The organism is Bradyrhizobium sp. 26S5, assembly GCF_036923295.1.
Taxonomy (GTDB): Bacteria; Pseudomonadota; Alphaproteobacteria; order Rhizobiales; family Xanthobacteraceae; genus Bradyrhizobium; species Bradyrhizobium septentrionale.
Window position 1 is genome coordinate 1,579,919 of sequence record NZ_CP145948.1, and the last position, 19,753, is coordinate 1,599,671.

The window sequence follows — 19,753 nt, forward strand, 5'->3', positions numbered from 1 at the left end:
CATGACGTCGGAGAACGCGATGATTGAGCCATCTTTTGCCATCAATCATATTCTGGCGCCATCGCTGCGGCAGGATGCCTTTTTTGAGCTGTGCCGCAGAGTTGGCGCGTCCGGAGCTGAAATCCGCAACGACCTCGACGGGAACGCGATTCTGGACGGAACGCCGGCTGAGGAGGTGAAAGCTGCGGCCGAAGCAGCGGGTATCCGCATCCTCACCATCAATAGCTTGCAGCGCTTCAACCAGTGGAATGCGGCCCGGGAAGCCGAAGCGATAGAGCTTGCCGACTATGCGCAGGCGGTCGGTGCAGGAGCCATCGCGCTGGTGCCGCTCAACGACGGCAGCGGTCGGGAAGGCGGGGTACGCCAGCGCAATCTTGTCGCCGCGCTCAGGGCTCTCAGGCCGATCCTCGCCGATCGGGGCCTTCGCGGCTATCTCGAACCGCTCGGCTTCGAGATATGCTCTCTGCGCCTGAAGAGCGAGGCGGTTGATGCGGTCCGCGAAATCGATGGGGTTGACATATTCCGTTTAGTTCACGACACCTTCCATCACCATCTCGCCGGCGAAACGAAGCTCTTTCCCGAAGTGACCGGGATCGTCCATGTTTCTGGGGTTACGGATCCGAAACTCGCGATCTCCGGCATGCGCGATGAGCATCGCGTGTTGGTGGATGCGGACGATCGGCTCGGGAACATGGCGCAATTGCGCACATTGCTGGCCGTTGGGCTTGACATGCCGCTTTCGTTCGAGCCGTTTTCTCCGGAGGTTCAGACGCTCGCCGATCCGGCAGGGCCGCTGTCTACCAGCATTGCATTTGTTCGATCCAGCCTTTAAATGAGAGCCATATGTCTGCCTTTCGCGGTGAGGTGGTTCGCCTCCCGGAAAATCCCATCAGTAGCGTTCCTAAGACCAGTGATGTAGTCGTCGGTTAAGAAGCCGATTTGAGTGGTGTGCGGTGGCTGGTGACTGAGAAGAAGGCAGCCAGGAAGAGGTACCAAAGAGCCCTTAGCCAAGCGAGGATGCGGCGGAAGTTGTAACCGACGGCGGAGAGGATGACGTTGGCGGCATCGTCGGCGCGGCCTTTGAGGTAGCAGCGGCCGAGGTGCCCTTCAGCCTTCAAATGGCCGATCACGGGCTCGATAGCGGAGCGGCGCCGCAGCTGGCGCTTGATAGTGCCGAAGACGCCGCGCTTCTGGCCGGAGATGAGACGCGGCGCGGGTTCTGTGCGTCATGGCCGCGGTATCCCTTGTCGACAAAGGCGCGCTCGATCGCGCAGCCGGTGAGTGTCTCGGTTCGGTCGATGACGTCCCGCAGGGTGTGACCGTCGTATCCGCTTGATGGGCGCGGACCTGCATGAGCACGGGAGAGGACGGGACAGCGGCCTCGCTCAGCTGCCTGTGAAAGGCCGCCGCCTCTACCGACGAGTCGGCCGGAGGGGCATCTTGCGCGTCCACGCTATCCGTTTGTTGACGCACGCGATTCATTAAGACGAAGTTGATCTGTACTCACTTTCGAAGATGAAGGGCCAGGAGCGCTGATCGTATGCGTCTGGACTTGAGCGCTGGCATTTGACGGTTCAGCCGCCAAGCGAAAGGAAGTCGTGGTCACGACGCTCCCGATCGAATTTCAATCGTGACCCCGCTGTCGATCTGTTCGAGGAGTTCGTGCTGGCTTCGGCTCATCGAGGATTTCCTCTCGGTGATAACGGCCACTTGATCGTGTCACCACAGCGGCGCTCCGGCGCGAGACAAACCACCTGTAGCTACATCCCCAGGCGCGCCATCTGGGTCGACATGTGCTCCGTCTCGGGAAGGGGATACCACGGGTGGCCACCAACTGCGGTGCTCATCAAGGACCTACAGAACGCCGGCGTGAGCTTCCCGCGGTGGATCACGACGTTCTCGCGCCCCGTCGCAGCTCGAGCGCTCTGCCAGTCCTGATTGTAGCCGCGTTGGTCATTGGACTTCACGTGGCAAGCGGCGAACTCGGCATCGCTCAGCGTTGCCAACTGCCAGGCATGTACCGGCCGCTTGGTATGGATGTGCACCCACATCGGGCTTGGCATCGCGCCATTGCGCAGGGCCTTGGGCTGCAGCTTGATCTCGAATAGTGTCCCCGGATCATCCTTCAAGGCGCGCGGTGGATTCACAGACGCCAGCTCCCCGGCCGCCCGCAACTGTTCAAGATACTTCTGGGACGGAAACGCGTAGGTCTTCATGCAATCGATCGTGATCGCCGCCTTTCGCGCCTTCAAAGAGTTCGCCTGTCCCTGCACCTCGGACAACATCGCCTTGAGCCGGGTTATTTTGTCATGCACTTCCGGCACTTGCGCAGGCGTGAGTAGGACACGTCGGCGAGGCTCCTCCAGCGCGACTACACTGGCCTCAATCTCGGAGGCCTGCGTCTGCAGTCGCTTAACGACGAGATCCACGACGTGATCGGCGTCCTCGGGCTTCATCTGGCGCGCTTGCGAGACGGTGCTTTGCTGAGCGGGCAGATCGAACTGCAAAAGTTCGTCCAATCGCTCGATTAATCCGGTCAGTGCTTTCCTGGAGGGCGGAGCCTGCAATATCTCCAGGTGCCCAGTCGCCGACGATGACACCCTCGCGTCTGCCTCCTCCGCGCTCGCGAGTTTCTTTGTACCCAAATCCGAGAGTACGATCACCTTGCCTGTTGGGGCCGTGGCAGCGTCGGGCGTGGCGAGCTGCGGCTCGCGCAGCCCGCCCGCCGAACTTCGCTCGCCTGCGGCCGGGGCGCGCTTGCCTTTCCCCTTCCTCCGCGCCGCGCCCCCTTCAACCACTACGGCAGTCCGGGCCAGCGGCTCAATCATGGCGGGCGTCTTTGGCTGCACGACCAAAAGACGCGTGACGTCGTCCGCGGTGACCCATGCACCTTCCGCGATCTGGCCCAACAGTTCCAACGGAAGGTCGGCATCCGTTCCGGCGCCCCTTAGTCGGGTAACGATGCCGTGCACCCCTGAGGCAAATTCCGAAAGCCGTTCCATGACTCCTTCCAGAACGGTGCAGTGGTCTGCGTCGAGCGCCGCTCCCTCCAGAACGGCGTGGGAAGTCGAGTTGAATGCCGGAAAAAAATCCGCGATAAAGGTCCCAAGCAGTCGCACCCGCCCATCCTCACCCATGAGGGCGTCGTTCACGGCTGGGCCGAACGTGGCCGCCTTCGACTCGATCAAGAGTCGCGCGAGAGCGATGCGCGATTCCAGGTACATGCACTTCGTATACAGTGCCCAGCCGGTATGCTGGCGTAGCGCGGCCTCTTCCTCCTCCCGCATCTTGGACGTGGTGCTGGGCAAGTTGGCGGTGTCCGTATAAACGGACCGCATCCGCTCCGAGCGCAATACCTTCTTTCCCCACCAATCCAAGCAGGCTTCGTAATGCTTCGCCACGCTGGATACCGCCCGGCCCAGCTGGTCGGACGGAGCGCCGGCATCTCGCATCCGCTCGAACACGGCTGCTGCTTTGCTCCTGTTCTTATCCAGCTTGTCGCCAATCTGGATGGCCACAGCGTTGCCGTTGTTCCCCGAGGCGAGAGTCTCGTCGCGGAGTTGACGAACCTGACTGTCGGAAAGAAGCCTGCGCGCCATGTCCGAGGGGAGGCTCGCGTAATACTCCAGAACTTCCGAGCCCGCCTTGACGCCTTGATCAATCAGGTCTTGCGTCTCCGATAGGCTCCGAGCTTGCATAACCGCAGCTTGGGCAGCAATAAAGTTCCCAAGCAGACTGCGCATTTTTTTCTGCGCTGATTTTCCGTCGCCACTTGAGGAACTCGGGATTGGCGCACCCGAAGCTGGTGGTAGGCCTGCGAGCGGCGCCGTTCCACCCTGAGGCCCGAGGCGCATCCCCACCACGACGGAGTCGAAAGATTGCCTGCCTTCGCCGAGGGCGGCCCCGGGCTCCGGGCTCGAACTGCTCGATCCCCATGTGCTGCCGGCTTCCGCAGGCCCAATGTGCGAATTGCCAGTTCGGCCAATGCCCGTCATATCTCCCCCATCAAGTCGAGAATGCGCAGCCTGTCCGGTAGACCAGCTGGCTGACGAGTAGCTGACGCAGGGCGTTTTTCCGAGGTGCACGGTAACGCCCGGATCGCCGCGGGCATCAATTCCTGGAAGCTGGCGTGCTGCTGGAGGCAGCGGGTAACCTCCGCGACCTCTGCGCACGAGTCCACACTGGTCGTTATCGGCCACAGCCGGTGCGACGAGTCTACATCCCCAAAGCCGACGGCGGTAAGCGGCCTCTCGGTGTGCCGGCGCTAGAGGACAAGATTGTCCAAAGCGCGGTAGCCGAGGTGCTGAGTGCCGTCTACGAGGCCGACTTCCTCGGGTTCTCTACGGCTGTCGGCCGGGGCGGAATCCTCATATGGCGGTTGACGCCTTTGCACACGGCGATCATGAGCCAGCGCGTCAACTGGGTGCTCGATGCCGACTTGAGAGCGGCGAGAAGCAAGATACAGACAGGGGTACGCCGCAAGGCGGCGAGCATTAGCCCGCTCCTTGCCAACATCTTCCTGCACTACATCCTCGATCTCTGGTCCACCAATGGCGTCGTCGCCATGCACGCGGTCGCGTCGTGACTGTGCGTTATGCGGACGACTTCGTCATGGGCTTCGAGAACAAGGCAGATGCGCAGGAAATGCTCTTTGCCCTCAAGACGCGGCTGACCGGCTTCGGCCTAACGCTCCATGAGGACAAGACGCGGCTGATCGAGTTTGGCCGGTTCGCGGCCCTCTCGCGTCAGCGGCGCGGCGAGCGGCGGCCAGAAACCTTCGCCTTCCTCGGCCTCACCCACTACTGCGGGCGGACCAGGGACGGCGGGTTTATCGTGAAGCACAAGACGGAAGGGAAACGCCTGACGCGCAAGCTGACGGCGTTGCGCCAGGAGACCTGGCGGCTCATGCACGCGCCACTGCCTCGCAGCATGAGTGGTTCGCCGCTGTGCTGCGTGGACACTACGGCTACTACGGCAGGCCGCACAATTATCCAGCGCTCAACGGCTTCTACCGCGAAGTGCGTCGGACCTGGATGCGCTGTCTGAGACGGCGCAGCCAGAAAAGTCGGCGCATGGGCTGGTCCGAGTTCGAGACCCTGACGGCACGCTTCCGTCTGCCCGGTCCACGCATCACTCGCACGTGGGCACAGGCGCGGATATGACGCGGGTTACCCTCGGGAAGAGCCGGGTGCGGGAAAGCCGCCTGCCCGGATCTGTGAGGGCAAAGCCAAATTGTCGCGCGCCATGGAAAGCTGCCCCCTCAGCGTCACGAGGAATGGCCCCCTCCTCGGATAGCTGAGGAGAGAGTGAATGAAGCGGGAACGAATCACTGAAGGCTCGCCGTGGAATGATCCACGGGGGCAGGTGATGAAGACGCCGGATGACGTGGCGGAAATGATGCGCCTGAGAGCGTGCGGGTGGGGCGTGAAGCGGATTGCGCGGCAGCTTGGCTGCAGCCATCACACGGTGAAGGACTACGTGGCGGCGGGCGGGGTGAAGCCGTTCAAGTCGCCTGAGCGGCCGAAGCGTCTCGACGGCCTTGAGGGCTGGCTGCGCGAGAGGCTCATTCGGCATCGCGGCAATGCCGACGTGGTGCGCCAGGACCTGTTGGCCGAGAAAGGCGTGGCCGTCAGCCGACGGACACTGCAACGCTCCGTGCAGCCCTATCGCCAGGCGCTGAAGGCGGAGGCGCTGGCGACGACGCGGTTTGAGACGCCGCCGGGCCGGCAGCTGCAGATCGACTTCGGGGAGCGTCTGGTCGAGATCGGAGGGGCGAAAGTCAAGGCATTCGTGTTCGTGGCAACGCTTGGACACTCGCGACGGCTCCATGTGCGTGCGTTCCGGGCCGAGAGGCAGGAGCATTGGTTCGCCGGGCTCGAGAGCACGTTCACGACCTTCAGCGGTGTGCCGGAGGAAGTGCTGATGGACAATCCACGCGCGCTTGTCGTGCGCCACGACGCGGTGAGCCGGTCGGTTCAGTTCAACGACAAGCTGATAGCCTTCGCAAAACATTGGGGCTTCCGTCCTCGCGCGTCCGCGCCATATCGGGCGCGCACGAAGGGCAAGACGGAGAACGGCGTCGGCTACGTGAAGAAGAACGCGATCGCCGGTCATTCCTTAGTTGGGAAGCATTCGAGGCGCATCTCGACAGGTGGGAGCGTGAGGTTGCGAACGTTCGTATCCACGGCACGACCGGCGAGGCGCCGATCATCCGCTTCGCGCGTGACGAAATACATCGGTTGAAGCCGCTCGGCGAGCAGCCGCCGTTCGGATCCTTGCGTGAACTGACCCGCGTCGTCGGCAATGATTGCGCCGTCGAGATTGATACGAACAGCTACTCGGTGCCGTGGCGCCTTATTGGCGAGCGCGTAGCGGTAACGATCGCGGCCGGCGAGGTGCGGATCCGCCATGGCGTGCACCAGGTCGCGGTTCACGAGCAATCGAAGGGGCGCCGGCTGCGGATCGTCGATCCGGTTCATCTCGACGGTGTTGCCGGGCGCAATGGCGCGGTCCGCCGGCCGGAGACTGCAGCGGCGGTGCCGGGATCGTCTCCACCGCATTCGTTGTTGCGTCCGCTTACCGAATATGAAGCCGTGATCGGGGGAAGCTTCTGATGACGCGCGCAAAGAAGGCAACCGAAGCACCGACCGATCCGCTCGATGCCATGCTGGCGCGATTGCAGCTCTCCGGCATCCGCGATCAGCTCGACAGCCTGCTCGACGAGGCGGCGCGCGCGAACCTGTCGGCGCGTGAGACGCTGATCTTGCTGTGCGAACGTGAGATCGCGCGCAAGGATCATCGCCGCATCGATATGGCGCTGAAGCTTGCACACTTCCCGGCCGTGAAGGAGCTCGCAGGCTTCGACTTCGAGGCGCAGCCCTCGATTGATCCCAAGCAGATCCGCGACTTTGCCGCATCACGTTGGATCGCTAACGGAGAGAACGTGCTGTTGCTCGGGCCGCCCGAGTCCGATTCATACTGCTCACCTCGCTATGCCGTTATAGTTCAAGCTCTCTTTGGCGCAGATCGTCGGACGGCGGCCGCCGGAAGCGTCGCGCCTGCGCGGCCTTCTTGACCTCGGGTTGCTCCAGATCAAGCGCTTTGATCACCCAAGGTGCGCCTTTGCACAGCTGGTGCGCAGGTAAGCTCTGCTCCGCGATCAGACGGTGAACCGTCGATGGGCTGACCTGCAAGGCTGCGGCGGCTTCATCCAGAGTGATTTCTCCTCTCTCCTTGCGTTCGCCCTCTCGGTAGGGCGCGATAGCCTGCTGGTTGCGCAAGTGGCAAACGCGGGCGCGGGTCCAATTGTTACCCCGCCCCGTCGACTTGCCGGCCCGGTTGAGGACTGCCGCGATCGTGTTGTCGGGCATCTGCCGTGCCAGAACACGCACGAGATCGATGGCATCCGCGGACGTCCTCCAGCGGTGTTGACCCGTACGGTTCTTCCTGGTCTTCAGTGCTGTATGATCGCCGCCCTGCCAGTGGATGACAAGCTCGATCGCCTCATCGTGGACGCGCACAACGATCTCGCGGATCACAGTTCGGATGATCCGCTTGCGCGTCGCAGGCGTCGCCCCAGGGCTGTTCCAGGCTCGCTCCAAATCGGAGCCAAGCGCGAGTAACCGCTCGCGATCCGCCTCGCTCAGAGTCGTCTCCGGCTTGGCTAAAAACGCCCCGCGCTCATCCTCGAGCGCGCGGACAGCCAGCAGGCGTTCATTCCAACGCCGCTCCAACTCGCCAGCTACCAAGCGATGGTCGGGATCGACGGCCTCATAGTGCCGACGAGCACGAGTGGCCTCATAGCGCGCTTGCTCCAGAGCCAGTTCAAGTTGGCGCAGCTTCTCGGCGTGCTCACGGCCGCGAGCCTCCATGGCAGCCAGCGCAGCCTTGACACCGAGCGGCTGCAAACGTGCGATGACTTCCGCGCTGATTGCGCGATCCACGCGCAGGCCGCCGAATGAGATGCACGGATCTCCGCCATGGTTGATCTGGCTACCGCGGCAATGATAACGCCCAACAGTGCCGTGCGTGCCACTGTAGGCAACGTGAAGTTTGCGACCGCAGTGACCGCAACGAAGGAGCCCTGCAAGAAGGGCCTCGCCGCAGCGGACCGAGCCACGACTCATGAAGCTCTTCCCATTGGCGTTATCGGTGATCAAGCGCTGATTCCTCTCGAACTCCGCCCACGTAATGTAGCCCTCATGGTGATCCTTGATCAAAACTTCCCAGTCGCTGCGCTCCCGCCGGAAGCCCCGCACGATCCTCTTGCGGCCGGCCTCGATCGTCACCCGACTGCCCGAGCGCCCGAAGGCGTAGGCGCCAGCATAGATGGGATTGGTAAGGATGTGATAGATCGTATTGTAGACTGGTAACTTCCACTCGACGTGGCGACCCTCGGGGCCATGGCTGACCGCGGGCAAAGTGATTCGTTCTTGCCGTAACCACAGGTGGACCTGGCGAAGTGTCTGCATCTCAGCAAACCTGGTGAACACGAGTGCGAGCGCCTCCTGAATGCGCCGATCAGGGTCCTTCTCGATCCGATCGTGGGAGACTTTGAGATAACCGATTGCAACGTTGAGGAAGAGCTCCCCCCTGCGGGCCTTCTGCTTCAAGGCTTCAAGCGAGCGCTGCCGAAAGATAGACAGCTCCATCTCGCTCATTGTGCCCTTCATGCCGAGCAGAAGGCGATCATTGGGGTGGCGCGGATCATAGACGCCGTCCTCATCGGCGATCAGTGTTCCGACGAGCCCGCAGAACTCCAGGAGCGTATGCCAATCCCTGCCGTTGCGGGCCAGCCGAGAGGCCTCAATCGAGACCACAGCGCCAACTCGCCCTTCGCAAATGGCGGCAAGCAGCTTCTCGAACCCGGGACGCGTGGTGCCGCCACCAGAGCGACCGAGATCATCGTCGATCACGACCACCTCGCTCCAGCCCAGCTGCCGCGCACGGTCGGCCAAGCCGTACTGGCGGCGCTGGCTCTCTCGGTTGTTGATAACCTGGTCGGCCGTCGACTGACGAACGTACACGACGGCCTGGCGAGCAAGGTGCTCAGGCGTGATCTTGCTCACCGCTGTCCTCCCGGTTCACGTCGTTTGCGTCGACCGCGCTGTCGGTGAGTGCTTCGGTCAGAAGCTCCTTCAACAGCTCCAACATTTGCTGGTGGGCTTCGATTGGAATGCTGCTGTATTTTGGAGGGCTCCCGAAAAGATCCCCCTGACGACGTGATGCGTCCGCCATGACCGCCTCCTCGCGATTGGGACGATTCCCTGGGAGAGGAGGCTAAGACCGCGTCGGCAAGAACGCGCGCCTCCAGCAGACGATCCACCGGAAGCCGCGGATCAGCCGTCAGTCGGAAGGAAGCGGCGGCGGGGGCCGTCATCCATGCCGGCAGAAGCGTTAACGTCGCATCAGGTTGTCTGATAACAAAATGCGTCTCACTCCCGAGCCGCTTGCGGGCGACAACGACGACTAACGCTCCACATCGCGGATGAAATGGGTAGAGGATCTCAACCTCAGATCCCAGACACCCGGCATTATGACGCTGGCCCGCCCGGAGTCGGCAAGACGCACTTGTCGATCGCGCTGGGCGAGAGGCGATCCTGGCCGGGTACACGGTGCAGTTCACCACGGCGACGACACTGGTCGCAGGCCTTGCCAAGGCGCATGGCGAACGGCGTCTGGATGAGAAACTGCTCGCGCTGTCGAAGCCAAAGCTGCTGATCGTCGACGAGCTCGGCTACCTGCCGCTGGAACCTGACGCGGCGCATCTGTTCTTCCAACTGGTCAGTCGGCGCTATGAAACTGGCGCCATGCTGATCACCTCGAACCGCAGTGTTGCCGAATGGGGCACCGTGTTCGCCGATCCCGTGGTCGCCACCGCGATCCTCGACCGGCTCTTGCACCACAGCCACGTGCTGACGATCCGCGGCGACAGCTACCGGCTCCGAGCCAAGCGCAAGAGCGGCCTCATCAAGCCGCCCGCCGCTGACGGCCCTCCGGTCGGCTCCGCCTCCCTCCGTCCCGTCAGCGGCGGAGCCAACCTTCAACCGAGATCATAATCCCGATGGTGGAGGCAGTTCTTCATGACGCAAAGGGGGCAGTTCCGGATGGCGTTTGACAGCCAAATGGCCGAGCTACTCGACCACGACCGTGCGCCGCCGCCCCCAGAAGGGTTCGAGTGAAGTTCGTCGTCAGCAAATAAGGGGATATTGCCGCAACAACGGCCTAACCACTATACACGAAACGAAGGTTAGGCCGAGTTGGCAGTCATTGTGAGTGTCTCGCACCCGGGCGGCCTGTGCTTTCTCGTTATCCGGCTTCCGCACGGCGGTAGCAGAGCCATGAGGTCCCGAAGCAAGAGCAAAAGTTGAACTAAGGGGCGAAATCAAACTGGGTTGTTGCAGTGCAAATGCGTGATTGTCCGACGTACCCGACCCGACCGCGATAGCTAATGAATCAGTCGCAGACGGCGTAATGGAGGCGGCGCCCGCATGCCAGGTTAGCTCGTTGGATGCTGCGCTTCGCTATGATACTCTGTTCGTACCATCGCAGCCGGCGTTGTTCGGCCAGGAAAAGCGCTCTCCACATCAAACCGTCAACGAAATCTCACTCCGCGGCACGCGAGAAAATGAGTTTCGCGATCTTCATCCGGTTGGCCGGAGTTCGTAGGTTTGCCGGCAAGGCATCGACGGCTTGATCGAACAGGCGTCCCAAAACGAGAAGGTCTTCCGGGTAATAAGCGCCGCGGTCCCCGGACATGTGCGTGGTGCGAGCGCCGCCGTCATGATTGCTTGTTCTTGTCTCGCCGAGCTGGCCGAGCTCCAGCTCCGCCGTGATCATTTCATTTGTGAGTGCGTTGAGCAGTCGGATCGCGTCAAGCGCGTCACCATCCTCGCCTACGAGAGTGGCGAGGATGGTCAGTTGCAGGTCGATCCGATCCTTAAGATTCTGTACGCGGGAATTGGAGGGGGCAAGTTCCACGATGTGCTCCTGGTGGTGAAGTGAATGTAAAGTACCTGATGGTTTGTGTTGCGTTTCGCGGTCCGCGAGAGCCGGCAGGTGCGGCGCGACAAGGAATGTCTCCGTCCCAGCTGCGTGTTCATTGAGGCGATCGTCGCGCTCGCTCGACGCCGCACAATGGCAGGGCCTGCGGGCCATGACTGCGACTGACGACTGAAGCCGAGCAGCCCGCGGATGTGCTGTGAGACGCCGCCCGGCATAGCCGCCGAGAGCCAATTGGGGCTCATCGGGGATTGCAGGGCGATCTTCCGCCACAATCGTCTGGGCTGCCACGCTCAGATCGTTAAATGCTCGGCACAGTGAGCGTGCGGCCAGGCGGGGAAAAGGAGCCCGCGAACAGATGGGAGCTCGGCAGCTCGCCCAGCTGCGCCAATTGCTTAGATGATGGTGTGATGCTTGCCGGAAACTCAAAGAGCGCTCGCCCCCGTCGAAAGTTGATCGACAACAGCGGATAAAGCCGGATGAGCATCGTGCAGGTTTGTAGAGCGTAGATCTGGCCTTCGCCGACCGAGCTGGGCTCAGCAAGCGAGCGCAGTGAGGATTTACGGTCACACGACGTTGCAGAGTGGACGGCAAGTTGGCGAAGTTGATCTGTCCATGTCGTCGCAGATCGGGTCCTCGTCCGGGCCGTCGGACACGTATCTTGCAATCGGGGCAGGTACAGACCTGCCAGCACGGCCTCGCTTGCAGCCGCCAGATTGACGGCGCTGCCGACCTGGTCAGGGCGAAAGGTCCAAGCTCCGGCGAGGAGGACGGTTCACCTGGCCGAATCCTAAACGACGTACGCATTTACCGAGGCCACTGGAAGTGCGCTAACGCCGATCGTCTGAAACGCCTTTGGGGGAATGGCCATGGTATCAGCGAGGACGCGGTTGATGACTACGCGCCGCACGCGGCGATCAGGGGACAGACTAAAAATGGTCCGCACATGCGTCGATTTGGACGAATCGAACGTATCTTTGTGGATCCAGGTCGGGGTGGCTTGAACTGACCTGCGACTGTGCTGAAGGCAAAAGGGATCCATAGCCACACGACATTCGTGAAAGGTGCTTTCCGGAAATCGCGATCGACTTATGGGGTATTTGGCTAAATCCGGTAAAATCGAAAGTTTTGATGGGATCGATCCAGTTCGCGGATAGCCCGGGGCGAGGAGTCATTGACCTTTCTGGATGGCGCTGGATTCTCGCGCGGTCCACGAGCCGATGAGACGGGCCGCGGGGCTGACCCGGTGCTGCTCCAGGTGCTCGAGCATGCTCTATTGGTCCGAGGACCCCATGTTGGGCAAGGCAGCGAGCGTGATGGCAGGCGGATATCGGCGTTGTCGGCAGGGCGGCCGATCATGGCACATAGCGTTGCGGCGCTGAACGCAGGTAGCAAAATCGGATCGAACGTTTCAGCCAAAGCCAGGCATGATCTCGGATTGGATTGTGGTTGCTGTGTACAGCGAAACCTCCAACGGAAGGTTCCCGAATGCAAGCTGGCATAGTAGATATTAGTTGGCGCCCGCCTCCTCGCTCTGGTTAAGGAGGAGCTGTCGGATGGAAGCTGGCTTTCCGACAACGCACAGTTCGCTTCAAGCGCTGCATCGAAGGTCAGCTGCAAGTTAGGCGGTGTCGGAGTGGCATCAATTCGTGAGGGAATCTAAAGCTCCTTAGCCATCGTTGATAAGCGGCTTCCGCGGCCGCGCGGGCATCTTTGTCAGACTGCGCAACAACGACCATGCGCAGCAAGCCGAGAAATGGCATCCGATCGTCCGCGGCGGTCTTATGCGCCAGATGAGAGCGGAACGCATCTGTCATGTTTCGGACAGCAGAGGAGTGGCCTGCGCACGCCAGATTGGCGCCGTTTGCAGCAGCCCACGCCGCTGGCTCCGGGCGATTGCTCGCGATCCAGGTCGGCTGATGTGGGCGCTGATGAGGCCTCTGTTCACAGTGTCTCTTTTGAATTTGCCTCTCTGGCGCGCGAGGCGCCTGACACCAAGCGTCCGGGAGATGGTCGCATGGCTACTTTGAAAGCAGTTCGCGAAGCTCCGCGACATCGAGCATGTGCTTGACCAGAAGCATCTTTAGCATCGCGTTCTCCTGCTCCAAGACCTTCAATCGCTTGGCCGCAGGAACGTCCATGCCGCCAAACCTGGCGTTCCAATTCTGGATGGCCGCTTCTGAGGTCCCGTGTTTGCGAGCCAGGTCAGTTGCCTTCGCCCCAGCCTGATGCTCCCTCAAGATCGCGACGATCTGCTCTTCCGTGAATCGTGGCCGCTTCATTTGACAGCCCCTGTTAGGGGGGAGCTTGCATTCCAGCCGGAGGAAGCGCGGAATGATTGGTCATCTGCCGAGCGCGGGTTGGAGGGGGCCGCAGACGATCCGACTGGGGCCAAATGGGCTTCATCGATCTGCCCTAGAGGCCCGTTAGGCGAACCCTTGTCGTCGATAGCTGAAGGATGCGTCAGGATCCCGTCGCCGACGTTGAAGGTATTCCGGATCTTGCCAAAGCACTCGATTGGCGCGTCAACATGCTCGGCTTGATGAGTGCGTGCCACATGGTGAAGTCTTGGTCTGTATGTGTGCCTTGCGATTTGAGCGCAGCGCTGGGTGAGTTGTGCGTTGCGGCGCTCGGCAGCGAGAAGGGGTTTCCATTGACGTCGAAGTTGTAATTCGCGCAGAAAACTGTCTGGCGGAAGGGCATAACGAGAAACTTGCGCAGCTCGAATTAGCGCGAGAGGACGTAAACGACGCAGCGTCTGGCGCCCTGGAAGCTGTGCAGGGCAGGGGCACTTGTCAGCACGGGAACTCCATAGGCTGGAATGTTGCCGAAAATCGATTTTCGCGGCTACGGCGGTTGAAAGGATAACGGCCAGCACCTCCCGACAGCGCCAATCAAATGCTGCAGGGCGAATGGAGGGCTCATATGGCCAACAAGCCCATCGATCAGGGTAGCCAACCATTAAGCGATCAGGCCGTTGCTTAAAAGACTCGCAAACAATGAGGATTGGCACGGTACTACTTGTCTATCATCGGACGCAGCTCGTTATCGAGCGTGTCGACATCGGGGAGCTCTGCTAGCGCTGCAGCAAACGCAAGAAGTGCTCCGAGAGCCGCCAGTACAAGGGCGGACGCAACTATTGCAGCTGCCAGGTCTTGAGAACGTCTCATGTCATTCGCTGTTTAGGGAAACGATGCGTTCGCGCCGGTCAGTTCTGCTCGACGGCTTCAACACACCCGTCGCGTAGCGATAGACCAGAAGGGCGGGAGCCGCGTTGTTGCCATCCAACCGGAGCGGCCCGATCAGGTTATCGATCGCCCCTGAACGAAGTGCCACGACAACTCGCGAGGCGTTGAAGGAACCGGCCCGCCCCACCGCCTGTCCGCTTCGGCGTGGACTTCGGAGCCTGGGATCGACGAGAGGGAACAAAAGTGGCCGACGACTGACTGGACTCGGTCCATTGTGAGCCTATTGGCAACTGCGACCGCTTGCTTCGGATCGCTGGCGTCGTCTGCGACGCTCAACATCACTTTGGTATCTGGTATTGGGCCCGAGGCGTTCAATGCCTCGACGGAGGCCGCCGCACCATCGCGCATTTGCGCGCCAAAACGCAGCGCTGTTCCCGCTCATCGGGCCAGCCACGGCAATATTGACGTCGGAAGCGTGCGCAGTCGAGGCGATGGCGCAGAAGACGAGCGCTGCTCTTGCAGCCGAAGCGTAGCGCCCATTTAGCATTGTAGAACTCCCAATCTCAAATGAAGTGAACGGCCAGCGCCGCGGTCAGCCAGCTGCAGCTCGATGCGGTTGCTTCCGGCAAGCGAATCCATGCGCGGCAGTTCGCCAGACCTCAATCTCGCTAGAGCCTACAATTTGACGTTACGTGCGGTTCAAGCCCCATTCGGGGTTCATGCCGCCAGTTGCAGCAAGTGGCCGTGCGTTAGGCGGGCGGATCGCCAAAGACGCGCTACGCAGACAGGCCCAGTGAGGCCGCAGAACGGCAGGCACGAATCAGAACCAGCAGATCAACCGGCGCTTCAACGCGCTTTGATGTTGACCGGGCCGTCCGACAATCCGCCCGTCGGCGCCGCAATCAGTACGGCTGATCTTCCAATCCAGCAAGGGCGAGATCGAGATACTGCATGAGGTGGGGATCCCAACCGGCCAGAGTGCGAGGTGCGCTTAACCGTGCAAGCACCTTCAGGATCGTCGAAACGCGCGAATCGGCGCCGGCTATTTCGCCGATCAGCGAGCGTGCTGCGATCGCGACGGCCTTTGCCCGCTCGCCGCAGGGATGCTCAGCCCTATCCATGCATTCGCGCAGCTCATCGCGGATCCGCCGCCACCGCTCCTCGCGATCTGCAGCCAGCTTGCAAGTGCATCGGGAGGGCTGGCTACGCGTCTCGACCCGTGACATGGCATCCAAGGTGGCGGGTAGCTCATCAACACTTACCTGGATTTCACTGTCCGTCGTCATGTTGCGTAAGCGATCTCGCAACAGGGTTGCACGAGCGACTTGAAGCTCTATCCGCTCCAAATGCTTGCGCATGAGGTCCGTAAGTGAAGTCGTACGCTCCATAGCCTTACCGATCTCGAAAAGGGAGAAACCAAGCTCACGCAGCGCTCGAATCTGATGAACCCGTTGAACGCTTTCGCGGTCGTACATCCTGTGGCCGCCGTCGGTGCGTTCGGAGGCAGCTAAGAGCCCCGTGTGTTCATAGTGATGCAGCGTGCGTACCGTCACTCCGGTCGCCTCTGCAAGTTCGCCAATGCGCCATCGACGCCTTCGTGGTGTAGCTTTGCTCATGTTGTTCAATTTCAAAGCCTACAACCTGACGTCACGTATGATTCAAGCTATTTCAAAGCTCTAGCTGGATCGTCTTCCATTCCAGCGCAAGAGATGGTGACTATCCTTAGAATGGCGGGCAATCAACCCTGAGGGGAAATGGTAACTAGTAAGTTCATCAGGTATGCCAGTCGAGCCTCGCTCGCTGCTGTCCGCTCCAAAATGAGTTTTGCGATCGCCGTTCGATTATCGGGAGTCCGCATCGATGGCGGCGACGCGGTGATTGCACTATCAAAAAGACTTCCCAAGCCGGAAAGTTCTTCCGGATCAAATACGCCGCTGTATTGCTCCAACGCTCAGCTCCTGTTTGTCATCGCGCTAGGGTAGCGCACGTCGTCGAGACGTTTGGCCGCGGTAGGGCCAAAAGAAGTCGGACCGGCGGCGCGGAGCGACGAAGATGCGATGCGCTTGAAGGTGATGCGATACGGCAACACGGCTGCGCGATGCTGCGTCGAAATTGCGGGGATGTACCTCATCTGCACAATCGATCAGCACAGCGCTCACTGTGGGTGATGATGTGACGCCGGCTAATCCGAATCGAGCTCGCGCCTGGGAGCTGCTGATTCTGAGAGTGGACGGCGCGTGGTCCGAAGCTGATTCCAAGTTGTGCATCGAGCCTGGTGAGCTAAAGAGAGAGGCCGGGTGCAGCGTAAGACCCCGGCTGGAGCGGCGGCGGGCGCGTCGTGCTTCGTCTTTGAGGGTTAAGTTGCAAACAACGCAATCGACCGCGTTGCGTCGCAGTTCGCGCGCCGGTCGGATGATAGAATGCGAGCGGCACAGCGGCTGATAGCCATCGGCCGAAACTGACCGAAGTTTATCTGCCAATAACCGGTGTCATTGGAACAAGCGTGAATTGGCCGCGTCGAGACATGCGTCCGGATAGAGGTTACGCACTGCGGACGTCCTTACGACAACGGCGAGCCAGACTTTGCGAAGTCTGCGCCAGTGTCCGCTTGGTCCGAAGCGTTGATGATGAAGCGCTCTTCACGTGTAGATGCCATGCGGGCCGCCTCCTGCAGCAGTATTTCTCGCATCCAGACGCTTTCCGGATCGCTGTTGTGACGGACAGTCCATTGGACCGCCTCGGTAAATGTGGGGAATGGCTGCGGGAGTTCGGCAATCCGAAGGGGTATCATTCTTTGGAAATGCTTAACGAGCCTCGATGGCATGGTCCCTATGCGGGTCGTGCCTGCCAGCAGGGGCGGAATCATGCTGAAGCTCTGCACGAGAATGTCGATGCGCCGGTTGAGGCCAAGGTCGAGTAAAAAGTATTCCTCGGTGGGGGTCTTGCGCGCACCTCCGAGTTTCACCGCAACGTGCCCCATGGACATATATCGATCAAATGTTAGCCGTCGGAGCAACTGGCTGTTCTTGCCGCAGCCTACGCAAACGAGTCTCTCCTCAAACAGGCTCATCTTAGGATGCGCGCACGACATGAATAATTCCGGCAAGATGATGAAATCGGCCTCACCGCGCCGGAGAATCTCATCGTGATCATCAGCAAGCGCCGCCAGTTCGAAGCTGACGGCGGGAGCTTCTCGCGCAACGCGCTCTACGACGTTTCGGAAGAATACGACTGTTATGAAATCGGAAAGGCCGATCCTGAATCGGCGCTTTGATTGAGCGGGATCGAACACGTTCCGAGCGATAATGGAGAGCTGAATGTGCGTCAGCGCCTCGCGAACGGGAGCTGCCAGCGCTTCGGCGCGTGAGGTCGGGACAAGTTCGCGGCCTCTCATTGAAAACAGATCATCGTGGAAATAGAAGCGCAGCCGGGCAATGGCCGCGCTCATGGCTGGCTGACTAAGGTTGATCCTGCGTGCTGCTGCAGTGAGGTTGCGCTCAGTCATCAGAGCGTCAAGCGCGACGAGAAGATTTAGATCCAAGTCCTTGAAGCGCATATCGTCTTATCCTGCGCGAGTGTCGTTGCGGTACATTAGAGTAGCGAAAGCGGCTCTGAAGCGCTCTCATCGGATCGCCTGAAACGAATCCGTTCCCATCCTGCGATCGCGAAAGAAGCTCGCGGAAGCCATCGTAAGAAGGGCGCGGAGGGCGGTCGGCGAACGACCGGCGACTAGAGTGTATCGGGAGCCGCGGAGCTGATCGATTTCGACACTCCGGCAACCCCGCAACGCGACCTGGTCAATTTACGGCTGGCGCTGGCCCTGGTGCTATGGCCAGAGCCGTAAGTTCGCCGATGCCCCTGTCGATGGCCGCGCAACGCGTCCCAGCAGCGTGCCTACAACCTGACGCGGCGTGGAGTTCAAGACATTGATTGGACGAATCAAACATTATTGAGAAGTTGCCGCGATGGTGAGCGCTGTGCTTTCACGCAAGCTCACCGAGTCACATTTTGCGGCATCTACGGTCAGCGCCTGCCAGGCGTTTGCGACTGACCGACGGCTTGAGTGGCCTCTTAAGGAGGGCGCCGCCCGACACGGCGAAATGAGAAAGCGGCCGAATACGACCAAAGGCCGAACACGGTATTTGCAGCGTGCGGAGAGCGGCTCGTGGCCCCGACCTAGCAGCGCCTGCGAGCTGGGCTCTTCTGATTCGCAGATGTCATGTGGGATCCCTCCTCCAACAGTATCCGCCGCATCCAAATGCTTGCCGGGTCCGTGTTGTGGAAGGCTGGCCACTGAACGGCCTCGGTGAACTGGGGCAGCGGCAGCGGTGGCTCGACGATCCGCAGAGGCGTCCGCTTTTCGAAGTGTCTGGCGAGCCGTAAGGGCATTGTCCCTATGCGGCTCGTGTCGAACAGTATAGGCGGAATGAGGCTGAAGCCCTGCACAACGACCTCAATGCGTCTCTTAAGGCCGTGCTCAAGCAAAAACCATTCCTCGAGGTTGGGCCTTAGCGCCCGCCCGAACTTGGCCGCAACATGTCCCATCGAATTGTATTTATCAAACGTAAGCTGCCCTGACAGCTGCCTGTTCGAGCGGCATCCCACGCATACGAGAGTCTCTTCAAATAACGTCGCCTTCGGATGCGCGCTCGACATGAACAATTCCGGCAGAATGAGAAAATCGACCTCGCCGCGGCGGAGTAGCTCATCGGGCTCATCCGAATATGGTAGCAATTCGAAGCGTACTGCCGGAGCTTCCTGTGCGATACGATCCACAATCCGCCGAAAAAAGACGATTGTCATGAAGTCGGAGAGAATGATCCTGAACCGTCGGTTCGACTGACTTGGGTCAAACGCGTCCCTTGAGATGATCGAGAGTTGAATATGCAGCAGGGCCTCGCGGACAGGGCTCGCAAGCGCCTCCGCGCCGGGCGTTGGGACGAGCTCGCGACCTCTCATCGTGAACAATTCATCGCGAAAATAGATGCGCAGCCGCGCGATCGCAGCACTCATCGCGGGCTGGCTCAGATTGATTTTCCGTGCCGCCGCAGTGAGGTTTCGCTCGGTCATCAGAGCATCGAGCGCAACCAGAAGGTTTAGATCAAGTCCCTTGAACCGCATGTTGTGAGTCTATCCATCGTGTGGATGAGTTCTATCGAAACAACGGAATGTTGGATAGCAAACATCAGTTTGGAAACTGATTAGGCGTACCACGATGGCTGCTTGCCATTACGCGACGCGAGTTCCGAAACGGCCTGCTGGGGTGTGCGAGCACCTGCCGAATCCGTTTAGGGGCGGGTGTCGGCGCGCTATCCGAGCAACGTCTGTTCTTCTCGGTGCGACGAGCGGCCTGACACGGCGCTCGCTCGTGCTGCCGATAAACGTTCGTATGTGTCTTCCATCCCTTTCCATATTTGTGGTTTACCCGCGTACACTAGAGATGGCTTACGCCTCACCCTAGTGTCGGAACCGAGAGGCAGGCGCACATTGCGGATGCCAAACGTCACCCGCGACCGGCCAAATAGTTGCTTGTCCATCACATTCAGAGCGTGTCGAAGATGCAT

14 protein-coding genes and 5 pseudogenes are annotated in these 19,753 nt (G+C 60.6%); 7 read left to right on the forward strand and 12 right to left on the reverse strand.

Annotation, left to right across the window (positions count from 1 at the left end):
- Positions 1–19: 19 nt before the first annotated feature.
- On the forward strand, positions 20–832 hold the full coding sequence (locus tag V5279_RS07435) for a TIM barrel protein (protein WP_338701032.1): 813 nt from the start codon (positions 20–22) through the stop codon (positions 830–832).
- A gap of 94 nt (positions 833–926) precedes the next feature.
- On the opposite strand, the pseudogene V5279_RS07440 reads toward V5279_RS07435, so the two are convergent.
- Both V5279_RS07440 and V5279_RS07445 read right to left on the reverse strand, forming a co-directional pair.
- A pseudogene (locus V5279_RS07440) lies at positions 927–1,354 on the reverse strand (IS5/IS1182 family transposase); the annotation flags it as partial.
- Between the two features lie 406 nt (positions 1,355–1,760).
- The gene (locus V5279_RS07445) at positions 1,761–3,995 is read right to left on the reverse strand and encodes a hypothetical protein (protein WP_338696167.1); all 2,235 of its coding nucleotides are present in this window, start codon (positions 3,993–3,995) and stop codon (positions 1,761–1,763) included.
- A gap of 134 nt (positions 3,996–4,129) precedes the next feature.
- Here V5279_RS07445 and V5279_RS07450 point away from each other — a divergent pair, with 134 nt between their 5' ends.
- The 4 genes and pseudogenes from V5279_RS07450 (at position 4,130) to V5279_RS07470 (ending at position 7,075) form a co-directional block, all read left to right on the forward strand.
- Positions 4,130–4,585: a hypothetical protein gene (locus V5279_RS07450; protein WP_338696169.1), complete on the forward strand. Its 456-nt coding sequence runs from the start codon at positions 4,130–4,132 to the stop codon at positions 4,583–4,585.
- Positions 4,582–5,046 carry a reverse transcriptase domain-containing protein gene (locus V5279_RS07455; RefSeq protein WP_338696171.1) on the forward strand — a complete coding sequence of 155 codons (465 nt, stop codon included), beginning with the start codon at positions 4,582–4,584 and terminating at the stop codon, positions 5,044–5,046. The genes V5279_RS07450 and V5279_RS07455 overlap by 4 nt, the downstream gene beginning before the upstream one ends.
- A gap of 264 nt (positions 5,047–5,310) precedes the next feature.
- Positions 5,311–6,614 (forward strand): annotated as a pseudogene (istA, locus tag V5279_RS07460) (IS21 family transposase).
- Positions 6,614–7,075, forward strand: coding sequence for an ATP-binding protein (locus tag V5279_RS07470; RefSeq protein ID WP_414645908.1), 462 nt, complete (start codon positions 6,614–6,616; stop codon positions 7,073–7,075). The pseudogene istA and the gene V5279_RS07470 overlap by 1 nt, the downstream one beginning before the upstream one ends.
- Here the strand turns inward: V5279_RS07470 and V5279_RS07475 are convergent.
- Positions 6,999–9,068 (reverse strand): recombinase family protein, encoded by a 2,070-nt coding sequence (locus V5279_RS07475; protein WP_173640842.1) that lies wholly within the window; start codon positions 9,066–9,068, stop codon positions 6,999–7,001. The two genes, V5279_RS07470 and V5279_RS07475, sit on opposite strands and share 77 nt — an antisense overlap.
- Positions 9,049–9,237, reverse strand: coding sequence for a hypothetical protein (locus V5279_RS07480; RefSeq protein ID WP_207835012.1), 189 nt, complete (start codon positions 9,235–9,237; stop codon positions 9,049–9,051). Before V5279_RS07480 ends, V5279_RS07475 begins: the two co-directional genes overlap by 20 nt.
- 306 nt (positions 9,238–9,543) lie before the next feature.
- On the opposite strand from V5279_RS07480, the pseudogene V5279_RS07485 reads away from it, so the two are divergent.
- Positions 9,544–10,058 (forward strand): annotated as a pseudogene (locus tag V5279_RS07485) (ATP-binding protein); the annotation flags it as partial.
- Positions 10,059–10,605: 547 nt separating this feature from the next.
- Here V5279_RS07485 and V5279_RS07490 read toward each other — a convergent pair.
- The 3 genes and pseudogenes from V5279_RS07490 to V5279_RS07500 all read right to left on the reverse strand — a co-directional run.
- A complete protein-coding gene (locus V5279_RS07490) occupies positions 10,606–10,980 on the reverse strand; it encodes a NolY (protein WP_338696173.1) in 375 nt (124 codons plus the stop codon).
- A gap of 1,432 nt (positions 10,981–12,412) precedes the next feature.
- Positions 12,413–12,941 (reverse strand): annotated as a pseudogene (locus V5279_RS07495) (LLM class flavin-dependent oxidoreductase); the annotation flags it as partial.
- An 84-nt stretch (positions 12,942–13,025) separates the two neighbouring features.
- Positions 13,026–13,283 (reverse strand): annotated as a pseudogene (locus V5279_RS07500) (transposase); the annotation flags it as partial.
- Positions 13,284–13,459: 176 nt separating this feature from the next.
- On the opposite strand from V5279_RS07500, the gene V5279_RS07505 reads away from it, so the two are divergent.
- Positions 13,460–13,672 carry a hypothetical protein gene (locus tag V5279_RS07505; RefSeq protein WP_166104865.1) on the forward strand — a complete coding sequence of 71 codons (213 nt, stop codon included), beginning with the start codon at positions 13,460–13,462 and terminating at the stop codon, positions 13,670–13,672.
- Between the two features lie 631 nt (positions 13,673–14,303).
- Here V5279_RS07505 and V5279_RS07510 read toward each other — a convergent pair.
- The 5 genes from V5279_RS07510 to nodD1 all read right to left on the reverse strand — a co-directional run bounded on the left by V5279_RS07510 (position 14,304) and on the right by nodD1 (position 19,310).
- Positions 14,304–14,597 (reverse strand): ABC transporter substrate-binding protein, encoded by a 294-nt coding sequence (locus V5279_RS07510; protein WP_338696179.1) that lies wholly within the window; start codon positions 14,595–14,597, stop codon positions 14,304–14,306.
- A gap of 494 nt (positions 14,598–15,091) precedes the next feature.
- Entirely contained in the window at positions 15,092–15,805 is a 714-nt protein-coding gene (locus V5279_RS07515; protein ID WP_338701034.1) for a MerR family transcriptional regulator, read from the reverse strand.
- A 122-nt stretch (positions 15,806–15,927) separates the two neighbouring features.
- Complete coding sequence (locus V5279_RS07520) at positions 15,928–16,137, reverse strand: hypothetical protein (RefSeq protein WP_176533550.1); 210 nt, start codon at positions 16,135–16,137, stop codon at positions 15,928–15,930.
- Positions 16,138–16,749: 612 nt separating this feature from the next.
- On the reverse strand, positions 16,750–17,745 hold the full coding sequence (locus V5279_RS07525; RefSeq protein ID WP_338696185.1) for a LysR family transcriptional regulator: 996 nt from the start codon (positions 17,743–17,745) through the stop codon (positions 16,750–16,752).
- A 620-nt stretch (positions 17,746–18,365) separates the two neighbouring features.
- Entirely contained in the window at positions 18,366–19,310 is a 945-nt protein-coding gene (nodD1, locus tag V5279_RS07530; protein ID WP_029084501.1) for a transcriptional regulator NodD1, read from the reverse strand.
- Between the last annotated feature and the right edge of the window lie 443 nt (positions 19,311–19,753).